Annotated in this window: 24 protein-coding genes; 13 read left to right on the top strand and 11 right to left on the bottom strand. The window is 72.1% G+C overall.

Features of this window, described 5'->3' with window-relative positions; all coding sequences use genetic code 11:
* Positions 1-197: 197 nt before the first annotated feature.
* Positions 198-689 (top strand): hypothetical protein, encoded by a 492-nt coding sequence (locus ACFXHB_RS16310; RefSeq protein WP_380574872.1) that lies wholly within the window; start codon positions 198-200, stop codon positions 687-689.
* A gap of 39 nt (positions 690-728) precedes the next feature.
* Positions 729-1,262, top strand: a complete 534-nt coding sequence (locus ACFXHB_RS16305; protein WP_380574871.1) for a hypothetical protein — start codon at positions 729-731, stop codon at positions 1,260-1,262.
* 65 nt (positions 1,263-1,327) lie between these two features.
* Here the strand turns inward: ACFXHB_RS16305 and ACFXHB_RS16300 are convergent, their stop codons facing one another.
* Positions 1,328-2,713: a sporulation protein gene (locus ACFXHB_RS16300; protein ID WP_380574870.1), complete on the bottom strand. Its 1,386-nt coding sequence runs from the start codon at positions 2,711-2,713 to the stop codon at positions 1,328-1,330.
* A gap of 260 nt (positions 2,714-2,973) precedes the next feature.
* Here ACFXHB_RS16300 and ACFXHB_RS16295 point away from each other — a divergent pair, with 260 nt between their 5' ends.
* The 5 genes from ACFXHB_RS16295 (at position 2,974) to ACFXHB_RS16275 (ending at position 7,317) form a co-directional block, all read left to right on the top strand.
* Positions 2,974-3,720 carry an NDP-sugar synthase gene (locus tag ACFXHB_RS16295; protein WP_380574869.1) on the top strand — a complete coding sequence of 249 codons (747 nt, stop codon included), beginning with the start codon at positions 2,974-2,976 and terminating at the stop codon, positions 3,718-3,720.
* Between the two features lie 19 nt (positions 3,721-3,739).
* Positions 3,740-4,555, top strand: coding sequence for an STM4013/SEN3800 family hydrolase (locus tag ACFXHB_RS16290; RefSeq protein ID WP_380574868.1), 816 nt, complete (start codon positions 3,740-3,742; stop codon positions 4,553-4,555).
* Positions 4,556-4,640: 85 nt separating this feature from the next.
* Positions 4,641-5,732, top strand: a complete 1,092-nt coding sequence (locus tag ACFXHB_RS16285) for a polyprenyl synthetase family protein (protein WP_380574867.1) — start codon at positions 4,641-4,643, stop codon at positions 5,730-5,732.
* A complete protein-coding gene (gene uppS, locus ACFXHB_RS16280; RefSeq protein WP_380574866.1) occupies positions 5,729-6,451 on the top strand; it encodes a polyprenyl diphosphate synthase in 723 nt (240 codons plus the stop codon). Before ACFXHB_RS16285 ends, uppS begins: the two co-directional genes overlap by 4 nt.
* Positions 6,448-7,317 (top strand): hypothetical protein, encoded by an 870-nt coding sequence (locus ACFXHB_RS16275; RefSeq protein WP_380574865.1) that lies wholly within the window; start codon positions 6,448-6,450, stop codon positions 7,315-7,317. Before uppS ends, ACFXHB_RS16275 begins: the two co-directional genes overlap by 4 nt.
* A 20-nt stretch (positions 7,318-7,337) precedes the next feature.
* Here the strand turns inward: ACFXHB_RS16275 and ACFXHB_RS16270 are convergent, their stop codons facing one another.
* Entirely contained in the window at positions 7,338-8,123 is a 786-nt protein-coding gene (locus ACFXHB_RS16270; RefSeq protein ID WP_380574864.1) for an isoprenyl transferase, read from the bottom strand.
* Positions 8,124-8,218: 95 nt separating this feature from the next.
* Here ACFXHB_RS16270 and ACFXHB_RS16265 point away from each other — a divergent pair, with 95 nt between their 5' ends.
* Complete coding sequence (locus ACFXHB_RS16265) at positions 8,219-8,893, top strand: hypothetical protein (protein ID WP_380574863.1); 675 nt, start codon at positions 8,219-8,221, stop codon at positions 8,891-8,893.
* Positions 8,890-9,531 (top strand): hypothetical protein, encoded by a 642-nt coding sequence (locus ACFXHB_RS16260; RefSeq protein ID WP_380574862.1) that lies wholly within the window; start codon positions 8,890-8,892, stop codon positions 9,529-9,531. The genes ACFXHB_RS16265 and ACFXHB_RS16260 overlap by 4 nt, the downstream gene beginning before the upstream one ends.
* Here the strand turns inward: ACFXHB_RS16260 and ACFXHB_RS16255 are convergent.
* The 5 genes from ACFXHB_RS16255 to ACFXHB_RS16235 form a co-directional block, all read right to left on the bottom strand.
* Positions 9,499-10,239 carry a hypothetical protein gene (locus tag ACFXHB_RS16255; protein ID WP_380574861.1) on the bottom strand — a complete coding sequence of 247 codons (741 nt, stop codon included), beginning with the start codon at positions 10,237-10,239 and terminating at the stop codon, positions 9,499-9,501. The two genes, ACFXHB_RS16260 and ACFXHB_RS16255, sit on opposite strands and share 33 nt — an antisense overlap.
* 41 nt (positions 10,240-10,280) lie before the next feature.
* Positions 10,281-10,571: a hypothetical protein gene (locus ACFXHB_RS16250; RefSeq protein ID WP_380574860.1), complete on the bottom strand. Its 291-nt coding sequence runs from the start codon at positions 10,569-10,571 to the stop codon at positions 10,281-10,283.
* Positions 10,572-10,774: 203 nt separating this feature from the next.
* Positions 10,775-11,563 (bottom strand): hypothetical protein, encoded by a 789-nt coding sequence (locus ACFXHB_RS16245; RefSeq protein ID WP_380574859.1) that lies wholly within the window; start codon positions 11,561-11,563, stop codon positions 10,775-10,777.
* A 129-nt stretch (positions 11,564-11,692) separates the two neighbouring features.
* On the bottom strand, positions 11,693-12,073 hold the full coding sequence (locus tag ACFXHB_RS16240; RefSeq protein ID WP_380574858.1) for a hypothetical protein: 381 nt from the start codon (positions 12,071-12,073) through the stop codon (positions 11,693-11,695).
* Between the two features lie 336 nt (positions 12,074-12,409).
* Positions 12,410-13,183, bottom strand: a complete 774-nt coding sequence (locus ACFXHB_RS16235) for a hypothetical protein (protein WP_380574857.1) — start codon at positions 13,181-13,183, stop codon at positions 12,410-12,412.
* 484 nt (positions 13,184-13,667) lie between these two features.
* On the opposite strand from ACFXHB_RS16235, the gene ACFXHB_RS16230 reads away from it, so the two are divergent.
* The gene (locus ACFXHB_RS16230) at positions 13,668-14,111 is read left to right on the top strand and encodes a hypothetical protein (RefSeq protein ID WP_380574855.1); all 444 of its coding nucleotides are present in this window, start codon (positions 13,668-13,670) and stop codon (positions 14,109-14,111) included.
* A 43-nt stretch (positions 14,112-14,154) separates the two neighbouring features.
* Here the strand turns inward: ACFXHB_RS16230 and ACFXHB_RS16225 are convergent, their stop codons facing one another.
* Positions 14,155-14,682 carry a hypothetical protein gene (locus ACFXHB_RS16225; protein WP_380574853.1) on the bottom strand — a complete coding sequence of 176 codons (528 nt, stop codon included), beginning with the start codon at positions 14,680-14,682 and terminating at the stop codon, positions 14,155-14,157.
* A 97-nt stretch (positions 14,683-14,779) separates the two neighbouring features.
* Complete coding sequence (locus ACFXHB_RS16220) at positions 14,780-15,265, bottom strand: helix-turn-helix transcriptional regulator (protein WP_380574851.1); 486 nt, start codon at positions 15,263-15,265, stop codon at positions 14,780-14,782.
* A gap of 218 nt (positions 15,266-15,483) precedes the next feature.
* Between ACFXHB_RS16220 and ACFXHB_RS16215 the strand changes: the two genes are divergently transcribed.
* Both ACFXHB_RS16215 and ACFXHB_RS16210 read left to right on the top strand, forming a co-directional pair.
* Positions 15,484-15,609 carry a hypothetical protein gene (locus ACFXHB_RS16215; protein ID WP_380574850.1) on the top strand — a complete coding sequence of 42 codons (126 nt, stop codon included), beginning with the start codon at positions 15,484-15,486 and terminating at the stop codon, positions 15,607-15,609.
* A 2-nt stretch (positions 15,610-15,611) separates the two neighbouring features.
* Positions 15,612-16,754 (top strand): methyltransferase domain-containing protein, encoded by a 1,143-nt coding sequence (locus ACFXHB_RS16210; protein ID WP_380574849.1) that lies wholly within the window; start codon positions 15,612-15,614, stop codon positions 16,752-16,754.
* Between the two features lie 534 nt (positions 16,755-17,288).
* Here ACFXHB_RS16210 and ACFXHB_RS16205 read toward each other — a convergent pair.
* Positions 17,289-18,005 carry a hypothetical protein gene (locus tag ACFXHB_RS16205; RefSeq protein ID WP_380574848.1) on the bottom strand — a complete coding sequence of 239 codons (717 nt, stop codon included), beginning with the start codon at positions 18,003-18,005 and terminating at the stop codon, positions 17,289-17,291.
* A complete protein-coding gene (locus ACFXHB_RS16200) occupies positions 18,002-18,322 on the bottom strand; it encodes a hypothetical protein (protein ID WP_380574847.1) in 321 nt (106 codons plus the stop codon). Before ACFXHB_RS16200 ends, ACFXHB_RS16205 begins: the two co-directional genes overlap by 4 nt.
* An 83-nt stretch (positions 18,323-18,405) precedes the next feature.
* Here ACFXHB_RS16200 and ACFXHB_RS16195 point away from each other — a divergent pair, with 83 nt between their 5' ends.
* Positions 18,406-19,032 carry a peptidase inhibitor family I36 protein gene (locus ACFXHB_RS16195; protein WP_380574845.1) on the top strand — a complete coding sequence of 209 codons (627 nt, stop codon included), beginning with the start codon at positions 18,406-18,408 and terminating at the stop codon, positions 19,030-19,032.
* Positions 19,033-19,035: the final 3 nt, after the last annotated feature.

Below are 19,035 nucleotides of genomic sequence, written 5' to 3'. Positions count from 1 at the left end.
GGCCACCCGGCCGTGATCCGGAACGCCTGCTCGGCGGGTGCCCAAGGTCACCGCAACCGCGGGGGCACCGGAGCAGGGGCCCGGGGAGAGCGATCCTCTCCCCGGGCCACCCCCTTCACCGTCCAGCACGCGGCCGCCGGCCGGCCCCGGGTCACGCCCCGGCCGGCCCGCCGGCCGGAGAACGAAAGGAGCGCTCGTTGTTCACCGACCATTCCGACATCGACCCGCGGTTTCCGCCGCGTCGGCTCGTCTACGCCCAGCTCCTGGTCCGCAACGAGTACGGCGACGTCCTGTTGTCGACCGACGACCCGCGCGACGAAAAGGCGTGGGACCTGCTCACCTGTCGGGCCCTCAAGGACGAGGTTCCGCACGAGGTCGCGCGCCGAGCGGGTTTCTGCGAGGTCAGCCTTGATGTCGACACCCTGACGCTCCTGGTCGTCGACGCCGTGAGCGCCGGCGACGACCGCGTCGAAGCGTTGTGGTTCGTCTTCGACGGCAGGACCCGTACCGGGGACGATCTCGACAGCCTGCCCCGGCCGGGCGAGATCGAGGACAACCTGCGGTTCGAACAGCCCGAGGGCATCGAGGTGTGCTGTCCGGACAGTCACCTGCGCATCGCCCGGGCCCTGGACCGCCTCATCGACCCGTTCGCGCCGGTGTACCTGACCAACGGCCACCCACCTGCCTGACCCGGCCCCACCGCCCCTGACCTTCCACGGAGTCCCCTGATGTTCCCCGCCCCGCCGAAGACCGGCCGGCCCTGCCCGCGCTGTGGCGCCGTACCGGCCCTGGACGCCCAGTGTCATCGGGTGCTCGCGCTCCAGGCCCGGGGCCTGACCCACCGGGCGATCGCCGGCCGCCTTGGATGGACGATCGAGACGGTCGGCGCGCTGGCGGGCCAGGCCCGTCGTGAGCTCGGCGCGACGACGGCCGCGCACGCCGTCGACGTCGCCTGCCGCAACGGCCTGCTCGTCCCGCCGCCCGGCGACCTGGCCGTCGCGGCCCGGGTCACCGGCGACCAGCTGACCGCGTTCGAGCCCATCACCCGCGGCCTGAGCGCCGCCGAGGCCGCCCAGGCGCTCCGCATCGGCCGCCAGACCGTGACCGGGCACCTGCGGGTGCTCTACGACCGCGTCGGCGCCCGCACCGCCGCCCACGCCACCTACCTGCTGCACGGACTGCACCGCCTGCCGTCCGGCCACCCGTGCCTGTGCCAGGGCGAGCGCGCCGGCGCCGAACCGCTCGCGACGGTCGGCCGATGACCGCGCCACGGGCGGTGTCCGCCCCGACCCGGTGCCGTGCCAAGGGTGAGCGGACCGGCGTGCGGTCAGGCGGTGGCGAGGACCTTCCCGGCGCGCCGCAGGAAGTCGTCGACCTGGTCCTGCCCGCGCCAGGGGCGCAGCGCGGTGGTGACGTCGCGCAGGTAGCCGTGGGCGCGGGCGGAGCGGACCGGGCCGAGGATCGCCGCCGCTCGTTCGCCGGCGGCCAGGGCGGAGGGCAGGTCGTCGTGCTGCAGGTGGGCGACGGCCAGGACGGTGCACCGGATGCCGGTGGCGCGGGCGAAGTCGGTCGCGGACATGGGGCCGGCCTGTCGTCCCCAGCGCAGGGCGGCCTCGGGCTGGCCGAGGTCCTTGTGGATCTCGGCGGCGTCGGTGCTGATCCGCTGGTGGGTGAGGTAGGCGAGGTGGGCCGGGTCGCGGGTGCCGGGGTGGATGGAGTCGAGGAGGTTCTCGCACGCGACCAGTGCCCGGCCGGCGGCCCGGGAGTCGCCGGCGCGGCCGTGCGCGCGGGCCTCCGCGAGTTTGACGAAGGCCAGCACGCGGGGCGCCGCGGTGCGGTGGGCGCGGTCGTAGGCGCCCTGGGCCATGTCGATCGCCTCCTCGGGGTATCCGCGGAGCATCGCCTGCAGACTCATCGTGGCCAGGGTGTAGGCGCCGGCCTCGGTGTCGCCGGCGGCGCGTGCCAGGCGCAGGGACTGGACGAAGTCGCGCTGGGCTGCGCCGTGGTCGCCCATGTCGAAGGCGGACCAGGCGGAGACGCGGGCGAGTTCGGACACGGCGGTGAGCAGCTCCCGGCCGAGGCGCTCGGTGAACTGGCCCTGGAGCAGGGGAACGGCGCGTTCGCTCAGCAGGCGCGAGACGGCCGGTGCCTTGGCGTTGCCGCCGCCGAAGCGGGAGTCCCAGCGGCGGGCTTCCTCGGAGGCCTCCCACAGCTGGTCCAGGTCGGTGCGTCCGACCCGGCGCCCGTACGGGTCGGGTGTGACGGCCTCGGTGTCGGCGGGGCGGCCGAGCCACCGCACGGTGGGCACCGTGTACGCGCCGATCGCGAAGGTGTTGAGGAGGGCGCGTCGGTTCAACATCGGGGTGCTCCAGTGCTGGATGGCGCCGCGCAGGGCGGTATCGGGGTCGCGGGGGAAATCCAACCCGATGTCGGGGGCCGCCTCGCGCGCCTCGCCCATCCCGATCTCCGCCAGGGTGACCGGGCGCCCGAGGCGTTCTCCCAGCGCAACGGCCACACAGGCGGGCGTGGGGTCGCGCGGCACCATGCCCTTGGTCGTCCACCGGGATACGCCCGTATGGGTGTAGGCGGTGGTGACGCCGCGTTCGGCGGCCAGCTCGTTGACCCTCTTGGCGAGCCATTTGTGGCTGGCGCCGGCGGCTTCGACGAGTTCGGCGAGCGCGGTGTTCGGGCCCTTGGCCCGGGTGGTGGCCACGATGTGATCCCCCTGTTCGTCCGGGCCCGGACCCGTGGTGCGTGGGCCGGTGGTTCGAGCGTAGGGCCGCAGGTCCTCGGTCGGCCCGGGGCCGGGTCGTTTCGTTGTTGTGTGCCCCCCGCGTGTGCCTCCCCAGAGGGTGGGGGCGGGGTGTTCCCTGGACTCCCGGCATGCTCGCGAGGGCCGCCGCTGCACTCATATCACCGTACAGGAACGTTAGTTGACGGTGCGTCAGATTCATTTGATGGGAGGATGGCGGCATGACGAACTCTCCGACTCAGGCGATCATCCTCGCCGGTGGCCAGGCCACCCGGATGCGCCCCTACACCGACGACGCGCCGAAGGCGATGGTGCCGGTCGCGGACGTGCCGATCATCGGTTACCAGCTCGCCTGGCTCTCCCGCCAGGGCGTCACCGACGTCGTGGTCTCGGGCGGCTACAAGCACGAGATGATCCGCGCCTACGCCGGCGACGGCGCGCGCTTCGGCCTGAACCTGACCTACGCCATCGAAGGCGAGCCACTGGGGCGCGGTGGCGCGCTGAAGTTCGCCACCGCCTTTCTGCGCGACCCGGCGGACTGGGCACCTGTCGCCGTCCTCAACGGTGACGTGCTCACCGGCTTCTCCCTGGTCGAGATGGCCGAGCAGCACGAGCACCGGCAGGCGGCGGTGACGATCGCGCTCAGCCAGTACCGCTCGAACTGGGGCGTCGCCGATCTCGACGAGAAGACCGGCCGGGTCTTCGGCTTCACCCAGAGCCCGGTGCTCCCGTACTGGATCAACGCCGGGATCTACCTTCTCGACACCCACACCTTCGCGCTCTTCCCCGACAAGGGAGACCACGAGGACACGACCTTCCCCGACCTCGCCAAGGACGGCCGGCTGTTCGCCTACCGGATCGACGGCTACTGGCGAGGCATCGACACCGTGAAGGACGTCCTCGTGGCCACCGGCGAAGCCGATCGGCTCGGCTTCGCCCTCGGGGAGGAGTTCCGCATCACCTCCTGACCGAAAGGGGATCCGACCGGTGGAACCGCTCAACGCCAACGAGCTCATCGGCAGCCACAACGTCCTGCTCATGACGATCGACTCACTGCGCTACGACGTGGCCCGCGCCACGATGCACGCCGGTCGGACCCCCAACCTGGAGAAGATCCTGCCCGACGGGCTCTGGGAGGAGCGCCGCACCCAGGGCACGTTCACTTACCCGGCACACCAAGCGTTCTTCGCCGGCTTCCTGCCGGTGCCCTCGGGGCCCGTACGGCCGCCGCGGTTGCTGGCCTGCCAGGCGGTGCCCGGCAAGGGACGCACCATCGCGCCGACCACCTACGTGTTCGACGCCCCGAACATCGTGCAGGGCTTCGCCGGCATCGGCTACCGCACGGTGTGCATCGGCGGCGTCGGCTACTTCAACGGCCGCACCAAGCTGGGACGGGTCCTGCCCGGCCTGTTCCAGGAGTCCTACTGGGCGGAGGAGACCAGCCCGGACTGCTACGACTCCACCCGCCACCAGGTCGACCGCGCCCTGGATGTCCTGGCCCAGCAGCCCGCCGACCAGCCGCTGTTCCTGTTCGTGAATGTCGCGGCCACCCACGAGCCGACGGCCGGCTACCTGCCCGGCGAGAACCGCGACAGCTGGGAGTCCCAGTGCGCGGCCCTGTCCTACGCCGACGGCGAGCTGGGCCGGCTCTTCGAGGAGATGCCCCACCACGGTCCGTGGCTGGTGATCGCCTGCGCCGACCACGGCGACGCCTTCGGCGAGGACGGCCACACCGGCCACGGCATCGCCCACCCGTGCGTGTCCTCCGTGCCCTACGCCCAGGCCCTCGTCCCGGCCGCCTGACCCCGCCTTTCCATGCCCCTCGGGGCCGGCCGCGCGCTGGCCCCGAGGCCCCCCTTGCCCGCGCACCCACGCAGGAAGGTCCCCCGTGCCCATCTACACCCCGACCGCGCAGTCCGTGCAGGACCGCATCACCCGCCACGCCGACGCCTTCGAGGCCCGTTTCACCCAGTACTTCGAGCGCCTGCGCCAGGGCTTCGACCACCCCGCGGAAAGCCTGTTCACCCCCCGCGCCCTCGACCTCGTCCAGGACCTGGCACTGGCCGGCGGCAAGCGCCAGCGGGCCACGTTCGTCTACGAGGCCGCCCGCCTCACCGGCTCCGCCACCGAGCCCGCCGCCCACGTCGGCGCCCTCGCCATCGAACTGCTCCAGACCAGCCTCCTCATCCACGACGACCTGGTCGACAACTCCCACACCCGCCGCGGAATCCGCTCCACCCACGGCACCTACCGCGCCGAGCTGCCCCACCACCCCCAGCACGCCATGGGCCTGACCGTCATGGCCGGCGACCTCGCCGGCTACCTCGCCATCGACGTCATCCTGACCTCCGGCCTGCCCGACGCCCTGATCACCCTGCTGGCCCGCACCCTCTCCCTGGCCGCCACCGCCACCTTCTGCGGCCAGATCATCGACCTCGAACGCGACTTCTCCAAGCTCCCCGGACTGGCCTTCCTGGACACCGTCTCCGACTACAAGTCCGGCCGCTACAGCGCCATCGCCCCCATGCGCCTGGGCCTGCTCGCCGCCGGCACCGACCCGATCACCCACCAGGACACGCTGCAGGCCTACTCCCGGGCCATCGGCATCTCCGGCCAGATGCGCGACGACTACATCTCCTTCTTCGGCGACCCGAAGATCACCGGCAAACCCGACAGCGTCGACGTACGCGCCGGACGCATCTCCTACCCCCTGCGCCAGACCCTGGCCGCCGCCACCGCACGCGAACGCGACTTCGTGCGCACCGTCCTGGGCCGCGCCGACGCCACCGACGCCGACGTCGACATGGTCCGCGAGATCGCCACCCACCACCGGGTCGACCAGGCGCTGCGCAAGATGATGCAGGACTGGGGCGAGAAGGCCTGCGCCGAGGCCGCCACCTGGCGCACCCTCGGCTGGGCCGACGACGCCGTCACCTTCTTCGAGCAGATGCCCGTGTGGGGAGTGGAGCGGGTCCTGTGAGACTCCTGCCCCGCCGCCCGGCCCCGCCACCACCGCGCCACGTGGGCCTGATCCTCGACGGCAACCGCCGCTGGGCCCGCCGCCGAGGGCTGCGCCGCGTCACCGACGGCCACCACGTCGGCTTCGCCCGCACCCCCGAGGTCCTCACCTGGTGCGAACACGCCGGCGTCCACCACGTCACCCTGTGGATGCTCTCCACCGAGAACCTCAACCGCGACGCCGCCGAGATCACCGAGGTGATGGACGTCCTGTGCGCCACCGTACGCCGCCTCGCCTTCCAGGACCGCTGGACGATCCGCCACCTCGGCACCACCGACGGCCTGAGCGCCGGCGTACGCGCCATGCTCGAACTCGCCGAACGCGAGACCGCGACCGGCGAACGCACCATGACCGTCGACCTCGCGATCGGCTACGGCGGCCGCCGCGAGATCACCGACGCCGTCCGGACCGTCCTCACCCACGCCGTCCGCGACCACGGACTCAGCCCCCGTCAGGCCGTCGCCGACCTCACCCCCGAACAGATCACCGAACACATCACCGCCGACCACCCCCCACCAGACCTGATCATCCGCACCAGCGGGGAACTGCGCTCCTCCGGCTTCCTGCTCTGGAGCGGCACCGACGCCCACTGGTGGACCACCCCCACCCTGTGGCCCGACTTCCGGCGCCGCGACCTCCACCACGCCCTCACCCACTACCGAAAGGCACAACGCCGATGACCACCACCCCGTCCCCCGCACCCACCCCGCCCCCGGGCCGCGTCGTCACCTTCCTGGGCATCGACGGCTCCGGCAAGGACACCCTCGCCGCCCACCTCGCCACCCGCCTCAACCAGGCCGGCACCCCCACCGACACCCTCAGCCGCCGCGACTACCTCCTCACCAACCCCACCGGCCCCGACGCCACCCTCAACCGCACCCTCTACGACGCCGCCCTGCGCACCTTCTACATCAACGCCCGCACCTGCGAGGGCGACCGCATCGCCGACGACATGCCCGACACCGCCGACCTGCGCGACCCCACGCTCGAACGCCACCTCGCCGGCGCCGAGATCGGCTCCAACAACCCGCGCACCATCCTCGCCGCCGCGCTCACCGAGACCGCCGGCGCCATGACCTACTGGAACACCGTCCTGCTGCCCCGAGCCGCCACCACCGGCCACACCCTCATCGACCCCTGCCACCTGCTGCGCTCGGTCATCAAGAACTGCGTCCTGGTCCAACAGGCCGCAGGCGACGGCACACTCCAACACCGCCAGGCCGAGCAGGCCCTCACCGCGGCCATCACCCTGCTGCGCCCCAACACCAGCACGGTGGTGCCGGTACTGCTGAAGGTCCACCCCGCAACGGCCTACGAACGGCGCATCAAGCAGCACGGCCGGCTCGGCCCGTTCGAGCACTACGGCACCCTGGGCGGCCACACCACCCGCGCCGCCTTCCTCGACCTCCAGCGACGCGTCCAGCAGGTCCTGGAACGCGCGGCCGCCGACTGGCGCGCCGTGGTGGTGGACATGAACCCCGACGGCGACGTGGCGTGGCCGGCCGCGATCGAGACGATCACGGCCGACGACCGGATGCTCAGGTGACCGCGCCCGGCCCCGCGCCGCTACTTGCCGTAGCGGCGCTCACGACCAGCGAAACTGCGCAGCGCCCGCAAGAAGTCCACCCGCCGAAAGTCCGGCCAGCACACGTCCACGAAGTGCATCTCCGCGTACGGGCTCTGCCACAGCAAGAACCCGGACAGGCGCTGCTCCCCGCTGGTGCGGATGATCAGGTCGGTACGGTCGGCGCCGAGCGCGTTGTACAAGTTCGCGCTGATGTGCTCGATGTCGATCGTCTCGCCGAACGCGGCGGGATCGCCGCCGGCGTCGACGTGCTGGTGGAACGCCGAACGCACCGCGTCCACGATCTCCCGGCGCCCGCCGTAGCCCACCGCGACGTCCACCCGCATCCCGCCGCGCTCCAGGGTCTCGGCCGCGGCCTCCTTGAGCGCGGCCGCGTGCTCACCGGGCATCAGGTCCAGGTTGCCGATGATCCGCACCCGCCACGCCCGGCCGGGCGCCGCGAGGCCGGTGACGGTGTCCTGGATGATGCCCAGCAGCGGCACCAGCTCGTGCTCCGGCCGGCCGGTCAGGTTGTCGTCGCTGAGCATGTACAGGCTCACGTGCTCCACGCCCGCGTCCGCGCACCAGCCCAGGAACTGCTCCACCCTCGCGCCACCGACCCGGTAGCCCTCGGCGACGTCGTCGTGCCCGTTCGCCCGCGCCCACCGCCGGTTGCCGTCGAGCATGATCCCGACGTGCCGCGGCCGGGGCAGCCCCTCCAGCCCCCGCACCACCCGACTCTCGTACACCGGCAGTACCAGATCACGCACCCACTGCGGAAGTCGCATTCCTCGCCCTCCAGACAAACCCGGAACAACTGGGACGAAAACCGTACCAGGAATCCATCAACTCCCCTACCACAAGCGGAACTTCAGGGAGAACCATGCAGCCCCTCAACGACGTCCGCGACGTCGACACCGCCCTCGACCACATCGACTGGAACGACCTCCACCACGCCGCACCCACCCTGCGCCACATCCTGCGCGCCATCGCCGACAACCGCCGACTCCTGACCGACCTCGTCGAAGGCTCCCGCACCACCCCCCGCCTCTTCCACCGCGGCGAGCACCACCCCGTGATGTCCCGACTCGTCCTCGCCGAACCGGACGATCGCGCCTGGGCCCTGCGCCTGCACGTCTTCCACGGCGCCGAACGCGACCTGATCCCCCACACCCACAAACGCCCCTTCGGCGCGCACATCCTCGCCGGCGGCTACCTCCACGCCTGGCAGCGCCGCACCGACGGCCAGGACGCCGGCCCCTTCACCTCCCACACCCTCACCCCCGGCATCGTCGCCCTCGAGACCCCCGGCAGCGACTACCTCCTCGGCGACCCCCTCATCCACCAAACGATCATGGAAGCGGGCACCGTCACCCTCTTCGCCTCCGGCCCCGACCGCCAACCCACCTGGTGGGCCGCCACCGACATGGGCGGCGAAGTCGCCCAGATGAAGCAGGACGACATCGCCGGCCGCGACTACTCCATGACCCACGCCGCCCACGCCGCCATCGCCACCACCCTCACCGACCTCGGCCTCATCGAAAGGACCAAGCCGTGAACACCACCCCCGCCCTCCAGCTCCCCGAGCCCGTACGCACGCTCCTCGCCCGCACCGGACACCCCACCGACATCCCCGACACCGGCGCCCCCCTCACCCCCGGCTGGCTGCCCACCCTCACCAACGCGATCCTCGCGCTGCTCACCGACGCGAACCCCGCCGACGCCGCCCGCTCCTACACCGGCCACGGCCACACCGACCTCTACCTCGCCCAGCACGGCGAAGACACCCTCTACCTGCGCACCGGCGCCGACAACCACAGCGCGCCGCGCCAGGCTCCCGACAAGAGCGCCCACCTCACCCTCACCGGCACCGCCACCCTGACCGCCTACACCACCACCGAGCGCGCCGACGCCGACCACCCCCAGTACCTGCGCGAGTTCCGCCCCGAGAGCGCCTACTTCTGCTACCCGGGCACCCTGCACACCACCGAGCTCGCTGACAGCACCGTCCAACTGGTCGTCACCCGCGGACCCCTCACCCCCTACGGCACGGCCCTCACCAGCGACCAGTACCTCGACACCCTCAAGACCGCCAGCGACCTGCTCACCCACACCCTTCAGCCGGCACCCACCACCCACGCACTCGACAACGCACGCTCACACCTACCGACCGGACAGCAACTCACAGAGCGTTGACCTGCCGATTCCCAGCTCCGCTCGGGCGGCGGCCTGCGACCCGAGGTGATCGACGAGCAGCTGGGCGGCGATGCCTCGCTGTGCCCGGACGTGCGCCCCGACGGTGTGGCGCAGCAGTTCGGTGACGGTCGCTGCCGCCCGGGCTCCGGCCCGGGCTCGCTCGGCGTCGGCGGTTCCCGGGGTGGCCAGGGACTCGACCAGTCGGCGGGCGTGGCGGGCGGCGAGCAGCACCGGGGGAAGGCCGTCCTCGCACAGCTGGGGGAGGCGGTAGACGAGTTCGGCGGACGCGAGCTCGGTGAGTTCGGTGAGCTCACCGGACGGGTCCGCGGCCAGGTACCGCCGGCACCGGGTGATGATCAAATCCAGGCCTGGGCCGATCACACGCTGCGCGCCGGCGATGTCGACCACGCGAGCCTGCTGCCAGGCGTGGTGGGGGCCGGTGACGACCTGCAGCTGCCCGCCGGTGGCCGGGCCGGCCAGCCGCCACGAGTCGTTGGCGGCGAGCAGCTCGACGAAGCTGTCGCCGGCGGCGAGTCGCTCGTGAAGGGCCTCCGCGTCGATCGCCACCAGGGCGGTCCGTCGGCCGTCCGGATCACGCACACCAAGCGTCCAGCCCCCGCGTCCCAGGCGCAGGCAGGTGACGGCGGCGAGTTCTGCGGGGGTGTGGGCGAGCTGCCGGAGGTCTGCGGAGGTGAGGGCGAGTCGCACGGGGAAGTCCTGCCGTTGGTACGGTCCGGGGCGCCCCGAACCTAGGCGCGCCCTGCCCCTACGGTCACGCCGGCAGGAGCACCGTCCTCAAGATCGGCCGCCCTGCGAGCGTAGTCGGCGGCGGTGGCCCACAGCTCGCGGCCGCGGCGGCTGACCGTGTCGTCGCCGGCCGCTTCGACGGCCGCGGCCGCGAACCCCCACAGGTCGCGGATGCGGCCGGTGGTGGCGGCCTCGGCGCGGCGCAGTGCGGCGGTCGGGTTGGTGGGGGACGGTTCGGTCGCACGCGGACCGAGAGCGACCGCGATCGTCACGAATGCGGCGGTGGTATGCATGACGGCAGGATGGCACCCGCCACCCACAAGGTCCCGTCGACGCACGGTGGGGCACGGTACTATCGAGGAGTCAGCCGGGAACCTGCTTGGTCTGCTGCCAGACCCCTCCGCCATGTGCGGTCGACGCACCCGGGGACGTGAGCGTGAAAGTCCGGCCACCTTCGGTGGTCGGACTCTTCGCGTCGTGGGGTGGGGCGTAGCGCTCAGCTCTGCAGCTGGGCTTCGACGGACTGGATGAAACCTGCTGTGTCGATGTCGCCCGTCCAGCGGGCGTAGACGAAGTTCTTGCTGCCGCGTTGGGCGAAGTCGCGGGCTTCACTGAGGTCGTGGAGGCCGGGCTCCAGCATGTTGCTGACGATCACGATGGCGTCCGCACGATCGGTGCTGAGGAAGGACGGGTTGAGCATCCGAAGCAGCTTGGTTCCGTCCATCATGCGGTTCGGGTTGCCGAAGGCGATCTCGATGATGGCGGACTTGTCGCCGTTCGTGACCGTGAAGTCGGCCCGGGTGGAGCCGACCGGCGTTTCCGACCTCACACGGTTGCCGAAGTGGCCGATGAGGCGGTCCCTGATCAGGTTGCGGTAGGCGCGGTCCGAGGCGCTCGCGATGTCGGGGTCGTTCTGGACCCTGGGCTGCTCGGCGACCGCCGTACTGACGATCTGTACGACTTCAGCGTCGCTCTCGGCTTGGAGTAGGTCGCTCTTGATCTGCTCGAACGCGAGGGAGCCGTCGGTGAGGCCGATGGAGCTGATCGGCCGCCCCATGACGGCGAGGACCAGTAGGAGGCCGCCGATGGTGACGAGGGCGGTCGGGCCGGCTTCGACCTCCGTCACGAAGATGGCCCGCGCTCCGGTGCCTGCCATGGCGACGCCCGCGATACCGAGGATCGAGCGGGCTGCCAGGGTGAGCCTGCCGGTCTCGGTCAGGCGGGCGGCGCGGGCCGCTCGTCGGGCCCGCCAGCCGGCTATACGGCCGGGTTGGGTGGTGGTCATGGCGTGCAGGGTACGGGATGGGAGTTGAGGAACATCCGCACGAAGACCGGCGCCTGTACGCTCCGTAACGGTCCGCTGCGGATGTTCCTCAGCCCCCGGCAGGGAAGAGGCGGTTCTGCCGTAAGCCGGTCAGGTCTGCTCGGCGAACTTCCGGGCCTGACTGAGGGCGTAAGAGCGGACGGCGGCGGACGACTCGCTCAGGTGCCGGACGGTGCGGAACCGCTCCTCGTCGAAGCCGTCCCGGCCCTTCCAGGGCTCGACACAGCACATCAGCTCGTTCCACTCCTCCTTGAGCTGGTACAGGCCGCCGTGGTCCAGCTCACCGAGGGCGGCCAGGTGCGTCCCTACGTCGAGGCGCCGACCGAGGGAATCGGCGATCCGGACCAGGGCGGCGGCGAGGTCCGCCGAGCGGCTGCCGGGTTCCTCGGATGGTGTCTGCCGGGATACGAAGGCGACGGCGCTCCGCACGTCGTCGCCGGTGATGTCGCAGGCGTACTCAAGCTCGGACATGGCACTCCCCGTAGGTCGGTTGGCGGTGGAACCATGGTTGGACAGGACTGCGCCGGGCCGCGAGCGCCACGCCGGTCGGGGTCGATGCCGCAGATAACGGAGCCGCTTCGCGCACTCTGCGCCGAACGGAATCGCAGCTCACAGTGACTACTGCCGCAGATATCAGGGTGTTATCTGTGGGAAGACTTCACCAGCGTCCCGCTGCCGACGACCCGTCAGCGGCCCACCAGCCGCGATCCGGGCCTAGCGCACGATCCGGCATGGATGTTCCTCAACCCCCATGTACCGGAGTGTCTGGGTTGCCGGTCGGGAGAGGGGGTGTCGTTCGTGTCGGGCTTATCCGAGGAAGGGGTTCGGGGAGCTGGCGAGGCCGTCGGCGGTGAGGGTATCGGCGAGGTGGGTGAGCTGGGTGTGGGTGGAGGCGACGGCGCGCAGGAGGTCGCGGACGCTGGGGGCGGGGTCGAGGCGGCGGCCTCGGCCGCTGGTGAGGAGCGGGCCGGTCTCGGGGGTGCTGTGGGGGGCGGTGGTGCGGCGGTGGGGGAGGTAGTCGTTGATGGCGAGGGCGACGGGCGGTGGGAGTTCCTGGAACTCGGTGCCGCCGCCCTTGAGGGTCACGCGTGCGACGGTTCGGTGTTGCTCGCGGACGATGTCGGTGACGTTCAGGGCGACGGCCTGGTGGGCACGCAGGCCTCGGCCGAGTACGAGGTAGCCGAGGGCGCGGGCGCGTTCGGGCATGAGGCCGTCGTAGCGGTCCAGGGCGCTGACATAGAGGGTGGACTCAGTGCGGGTGAGCGCGGGCCGGCCGGGCGGGAGGGATGCCACGGCGGGGCGCAGGGTCGCGGGGGCCGGGTTGGTGATGCTGGGGTCGATCGTCTGGGCGTGCTGGTAGAAGCCGCCAAGCACGGAGACGAGGAAGGCACGGGTGCGCTCGCTGTTGGCGGCGGCCGTCCACTCCTTGACGTCGCGTGCGCGGGTACTCCAGACCTGGGCGCCGATGTGGTTGATCCACCGGGTGACCTCGCGCCGGTAGTTCAGGCCGGCGCTGTCGCCGAAGGGGTTGGTGTTCAGCCAGTCGTCGAGGACGACGTAGGGGTTGAGGGCGCGGGTCATGCGCCACAGGGTGTCACAGGCTGGGCGGTGTGAGCTGGGCTTCGGCTCCAGGAAGGGGGTGGGTGCCGTGGTACGTTGGCCAGACTCGAAGGGGTACTCGCCTCGGCCACTGCCTCTCTGGGAAGCCCGCACGCCGGATGGCGTGCGGGCTTCTTTGTCCCCCGAACATGACTTCCTATAACAGCCCTACCTCAACCAGCCCCCTTGGTGAGCCTTCCGAACCACCGTTTCCACGTGTACGCGAGGGGCCCGCACCCCGCCGGCAGAGTGGGTGGCTGAGGTCTTGGGCTGTTATAGAAAGTCGATAAAGGGTGGTTCGGGCGGGCCCAGCTGTCCTTCGCGGTGTGCGACGGGCGGCTCTCATCACACGCCCGCCGCACACACCCTGAAGTACGACAACGACCCACGAGGCGTTACGCGCTCGACAACCCCGAACGTCGCCAGGTCCACCCACCCCCGCCGGCGCTGCGGCATGATGCCCGCTGTGCACGCCATCCCCGCCGAACCGGCCGAGGCCCGCAGGCCCAGCACCGGCTACCGGATCGCCATGAACGCTCTCGCCCTCGCCTCGCTCGGCTGGTGGATCGTCTCCGTCCCCCACTTCGCCGCCGCCCTGCGCCCCGAGTACGGCGACTTCGCCTGCTGGCCGGCCGCCCTCGCCTTCCCCACGATCACCTGGGTGCTCGCCGACTACACCCACCGTCTACGCCACCACAGCCTCGGCCTGCGCATCCGGCACGGGCTTGTCGTCACCCTGGTCGGCGTCTACGCCATCGCCCTCACCGCGATGACCTACCCCCTGGACAACCCCGGCCACGCCCCCTGGCCTGTCGTCATCTGGATGGGCGGGATGCACATGATGGTCGGCTACATCGGCCCGCTGATGATCACCGCCGGCCGCCACGGCAACCAGGAGAAGACGACCTGACGAGGCGCCACCCGGTCGGCACGCCGGTCCCCGAACTCGACGTTCACCCGAGCTGCACCGCGAGCAGGCCCGCCTCGGCCTCCTCCTTCTGCAGGGTGGCCTTCCCGCGGTGGCCGACCTCGACCTGGTAGAACTTCGGGCCCTTCGGCACGGCGTGAACCGCCACCGGGAACATGCAGCCGTCCACACCCTTGGGGCTGCCACTGCCCAGCGCACCGGTCGCCAACACCTTGCCGCTCTCGTCGTACACGGTCACCGAGGTGCCCTTGGCGATGTCGTCGTACCCCCGCAGGCCGGCGCAGCCGGACGCGGCGGTACCCGAACTGGCGCCGTTCGCGAGCAGCATCGACCCGGTGAGGGTGAACGTCTCGGCCGTCGGTGCCGCGGTGGTGGTCGAGTCACCGGAGGACAGGGCCCATGCCAGGCCTGTCGCCCCGGCGCCGAGCGAGAAGCCGAGCAGGCCGGCGACGAGCCAGACCGGGACCCTCACGCTCGGCCCGGGCGACTTCTCGGCGGCCGCCTGAAGCGGCTCAACGGTAGGCACGGGCGGCGTGGTGGTGGTCTCGTCCATGGCCAGGAGCATCCCAGCCGCCAGGCCGCGACGCGGGCGACGGAACCGAATCGTGATCACGCTCCTTCCCGGCCAGGGAATCGGGGCTTCGCCGTGTTCAGACGGACAGGGCCCGGCCACGCGACCGAGCGAACCGCTCGGCCTCCAGCCGGTGCACCAGGAATCGACCCCCCTTGGGCCCCACGCGCACCGGGTTCGGTCCGTCCGGCCGAGCGAGCAACCCATAGAGCGTCGCCAACGGCGTCCCCGTGGCCTCGGCCAACTGCTGCACGCTGAACCACTCCACCCCGTCGGCCGTCGGCACGCCGGTCTCCCGCCGCGGCGCCGGCACCCCCTCCCGGCTCCGCTCCACCAGTTCGGTCAGGAAGTCGCTCACCGAGGTCCCCCGCTCCAGGGCCGTGCCGAGAAGCCACTCCGCGGCCGACGCCGGCAGCTCGTGCGTCAGCTGCACCAGCGTGTCCCCACCCGTGCCCGCGTCCAGGCCATGCCGGCGCAACAGGGCGTTCTTCGAATCCAGGAGCTGGCGCAGCACCTCCAGGTGCTCGTCGGTGACGCTGTTCGCGGAGAGTGTGGTGAGAGCCATGATCGATCCTTCGCCGTCGTGGAGCTGTACCCCGATGTACGGCGAGCCGCGCGAAACCGTTACACCCTGCCTCCGCGGTCCTGCCGGGAACGCAGCTCTTCTCGGGGCGCGCGTGCGACGTCCTACGCCCCTTGTGCGCTGCTGCGCCCCCTATCGTGCGGGGGACGTGGCGGCCAGGATGGGCGGGTTGTTGTTCTGCGTGCGAAGGGGGATTCCTGGTGGGGAAGCGGGAGAAGGACCAGCCGTTGGACAAGGGGAAGGAACCGCCGGGCAACGCGGACGGGAAGGTCGACAAGCCGGATCCGGGCAGTGATGGGAAGCACCGGAAGCCGAAGAAGGACTGAGCGTGGACCTCGTGAAGTGGCGGGCCGGCCTCGATGAGGCGATGGAGGCGCGTGGGGCCTGGCCCGAGCGGGCTCCGTGGCTGCGCGAGGCCGTCGCCGCGTTGCCTCGGGACCGGTTCGCGCCGGAGCGGCTGTGGCGGTGGGACGGGCACGCGTACGTGGCGGTGGACCGGTCGGTCGATCCGGAGGGCTGGGCCAGCGAGCTGTACGGGGACCAGTCCGTGGGGGCGATCACCCAGGTGCGTGGCGGGCTGCCGTCGTCGAGCCTGTCCGCTCAGGGGGTGGTGGTGGACATGCTGGACTCGTTGCTGCTGGAGCCCGGGCACCGGGTGTGGGACATCGGCGGTGGGCAGGGGTGGAACGCCGCGCTCGCCGCGAGGCGGGCCGGCCCGGGCCGGGTGGTGTCCACCGAGATCGACCCGGGGCTGGCCGAGTTCGCGCGCGCCCGGTTGGCGGCCGCCGGTCTGGACGTCGAGGTTGTGGTCGCCGATGCCTCCCGTACGGCGCCCGGTGGTGACCGGTTCGACCGGGTGATCGCCACCTACGCCGTCGAACGGGTGCCGTGGACGTGGGTGGAGGCGACCCGCCCGGGTGGGCGGATCGTCTACCCGTGGGGGCGGCTGGGCCACGTCGCCCTCACGGTCGCCGGCGACGGCGGCGGCGCGTCCGGGTGGGTGCAGGGCTTGGGGCAGTTCATGGCGGACCGGGCCGGCGCGACGCCGCCGGTGGCCGGGTTCACCGGGTACGCGGCGGTTCGTGGCGACGGTCGGGCCGAGACGGAGCGGGTGGTGGAGCGGGACCTGTTCGCTCTGGAGGGGAACTGGGACCTCCTGTTCGCTCTGCGGGTGGCGGTGCCGGACGCGGTGATCACCACCGGACGCGACGAGGACGGTGTGAACGCCTGGGTCCACGACGGCGTCGCCTCGTGGGCGACGTTCTCCGCGGTGGGCGACGGCACGACGGTGCTGCACCAGGGTGGCGTGCGGCGCATCGGTGACGAGCTGCTGGCCGCCTGGGCGGAGTGGGAGGGCCTGGGCCGGCCGGAACCGTGCGACTACGGCATCACGGTGGGCCCGCACCGCCAGTTCGCGTGGCTGAACGACTCGGTGGACGGCCCGCGGTGGCCCGCTCGGCGGCCGGGCTGAGCGGTTGGGCACTGCCGGGGCCGCCACTTTCCCGGGGGCGCCCTACGACGTTCGCCGCGCCTTGCGCCCCTACCGTCCATGTGGCGTGCCGGTGGGTGGTGCCGGCTCGTTGAGCTGGGTGTGAGCGGCGTGCGTGCTGGTGGTGGTCTGGGCCGTGGTCTTGATCTGCGGGTGTCGGCGCGGTTGGCCGGGTCGCGTAGTCCTCGGCGGGGGCCAGCGGAGCGTCTGGCTGAGGTGGTGCCGCCGACGCTGGGGCAAGCGCTGGTGCGAGCGCGGCGGCGGCGGCTCGGTGGTCGGCTGGACGACTGGCTGTGGCACGACGGGCCGGGAGCGGGGTGCTAGTGGTCTTCGGGCCTGATCGGAGGTCGCGCGTCCGCGCACCAGTTGGTCGCCGGGATCGGAGTCGGCGGTGGCGGAAGCGGTCGGGCTGGTGAACGCCGGGCGGCCAGCGGTGATCCGCACGAGGCGGAGCTGGCGATGTACGCGGCGGGTGGGCGCTGACACGGACCGACGTGCCGGCCGGCACGGGCCGGGTCAGGCCGTGGCTGCGTCGAGCACGGGAACATCCTGCTCGGCGGTGGGGGTGAGAGGTTGGGCGGTGCCGTCGGGGCCGGGCAGGAGCAGGGTGCGTGAGCGGGTGCGGACGCCGGCGCGGCCGCGGCCGGTGGAGTACACGGTGACGGTGCGGGAGGTGATCTGCCCCCAGCCGTCTCCCAGGCCGGCGAACCGCTGCTCGTCGCTGGTGAGGGTGAGGGCGGCGCCGGGCCAGGGTGTGGTGACGAGCAGGGTGGTGCCGGACTCACGAAGGCGGGCCGCGAGGCGCTGGCGGTCGCGGGGCTGCACCGGGGTGGTGGGCTCCAGCAGGATCACGCCGAACGCGCCCTCGCGCGCGAGCGCGGCCGTGACCTCTGCCCAGTGGGGGCCCGGGTCGTCGGCGACGGCGAGGCGGGCGTAGGAGATCCCGAGGGCGTGCATCGCGGCGAGCCCGAGGTCGGCGATTCCCACCGCGGCCACGAACACGTCCGAGCGCTGGGCGGCGCCGGCCGCGAGCGCCCCCAGAAGATAGCGGTCCCCGATGACCTCGACGGCGCAGCCGCGGGGCAGGCGGCCGTCGGGCAGTAGGGGGGCGAGGGCGTCGAGGGCGGGCCAGGTGGTGGCGTCGACGCGGGCGCGGCGGGCCTCGGGGGAGGTTTGTTCGAGGAGGTCGGTGAGTCGGTCGCTTTGGTCGCTGGGCAGCGCGGTGAGGGTCACCGAGTTCTCCCGGCGTCCGGGGCCGGCGGTGCGGCGGGGTGGGCGGGGCGCAGGGTGTGCGGTGTGCTGATGATCCACTCGGCGGTGAGGGGTGGGCCCCACAGGACGTGGGCGGCCCACCGGCCGCCGTCCAGGGGGCGCCAGGCGGTGACGACGGCGGGGACGAGGGTGCCGCCCATGGCGAGGAGCGCGTGGGTGAAGACGTCGCGTTCGCGGTCGGCGGCGTGCTCGACCTCGGCGGCGGGCGCGCGGCGGGCGTCGCGCCAGGACCCGGTGGCGCCCTCGGGCGCCGGTCGGTGGGGGTGGTAGGTCGACACACCCCGAGAATCGTACAAGTGTTCGAGCTGGTCAAACGTCAGATGCCACCCTGCGCGATCGATCGATGACATAGGGTTGCCACATGCTGACCTTCCCCCGCTCCCGGGTGCTGCGGCTGGCGGCCGGCGCGCTCACCGTGGCCTCGCTGCTCGGCGCGCAGGCCGCCGGAGCGCGGCCGCGCGGTCCGGACGACACCCGACCTCTCATCACCGCGCTCACCCCCGGGCAGCGGGCGGACCTGCAGCACGCGGTCGACGATCAGCTCGCCGGCGGCCGCGGCGGGCGCCAGAGCGCGGCGAACGAGGTCACCTACCCGGACGGCGCGGTGGTGGTGTTGCCGCTGCCCGGCCAGGCCCAGGCGCCGGCCTGGAGCGGGGACACCCTGCGGCGCGGCGCCGCCGCAGACGCGGACTGGAAGCAGTGCCCGCACGACCCGGCCTACTACTGCTTCTACCAGGACATCAACTGGGGCGGCCGGCGCCTGCAGTTCGCCGCGGTGTATGAGCAGACGCCGGTCAGCTTCACCGACTACGGCTTCCAGGACCAGACCTCGTCGTGGGTCAACACGACCCGGAACCTGTCGGTCATCGTGGACATGTACGAGGGCGCCGACAGGTGGCGAATGCTGTGGAAGGAGGCGCCGGGCTCGCTGTCGGCATCCGTTCAGGAGCACGACCAGGCGGACCGGTTCTGGGCCGTGCGCGAGTGACCC

The organism is Kitasatospora sp. NPDC059327, from assembly GCF_042752535.1.
Classification (GTDB): Bacteria; Actinomycetota; Actinomycetes; order Streptomycetales; family Streptomycetaceae; genus Kitasatospora.
This window is presented reverse-complemented; position numbering and strand designations above follow the sequence as displayed.

Excerpts from the sequence above, each read along its gene's own strand:
- ACFXHB_RS16305 (WP_380574871.1), top strand. The coding sequence starts at position 729 with ATGTTCCCCGCCCCGCCGAAGACCGGCCGGCCCTGCCCGCGCTGTGGC.
- ACFXHB_RS16295 (WP_380574869.1), top strand. The coding sequence starts at position 2,974 with ATGACGAACTCTCCGACTCAGGCGATCATCCTCGCCGGTGGCCAGGCC.
- ACFXHB_RS16275 (WP_380574865.1), top strand. The coding sequence starts at position 6,448 with ATGACCACCACCCCGTCCCCCGCACCCACCCCGCCCCCGGGCCGCGTC.
- ACFXHB_RS16270 (WP_380574864.1), bottom strand. The coding sequence starts at position 8,123 with ATGCGACTTCCGCAGTGGGTGCGTGATCTGGTACTGCCGGTGTACGAG.
- ACFXHB_RS16265 (WP_380574863.1), top strand. The coding sequence starts at position 8,219 with ATGCAGCCCCTCAACGACGTCCGCGACGTCGACACCGCCCTCGACCAC.
- ACFXHB_RS16250 (WP_380574860.1), bottom strand. The coding sequence starts at position 10,571 with ATGCATACCACCGCCGCATTCGTGACGATCGCGGTCGCTCTCGGTCCG.
- ACFXHB_RS16245 (WP_380574859.1), bottom strand. The coding sequence starts at position 11,563 with ATGACCACCACCCAACCCGGCCGTATAGCCGGCTGGCGGGCCCGACGA.
- ACFXHB_RS16240 (WP_380574858.1), bottom strand. The coding sequence starts at position 12,073 with ATGTCCGAGCTTGAGTACGCCTGCGACATCACCGGCGACGACGTGCGG.
- ACFXHB_RS16235 (WP_380574857.1), bottom strand. The coding sequence starts at position 13,183 with ATGACCCGCGCCCTCAACCCCTACGTCGTCCTCGACGACTGGCTGAAC.
- ACFXHB_RS16225 (WP_380574853.1), bottom strand. The coding sequence starts at position 14,682 with ATGGACGAGACCACCACCACGCCGCCCGTGCCTACCGTTGAGCCGCTT.
- ACFXHB_RS16220 (WP_380574851.1), bottom strand. The coding sequence starts at position 15,265 with ATGGCTCTCACCACACTCTCCGCGAACAGCGTCACCGACGAGCACCTG.
- ACFXHB_RS16195 (WP_380574845.1), top strand. The coding sequence starts at position 18,406 with ATGCTGACCTTCCCCCGCTCCCGGGTGCTGCGGCTGGCGGCCGGCGCG.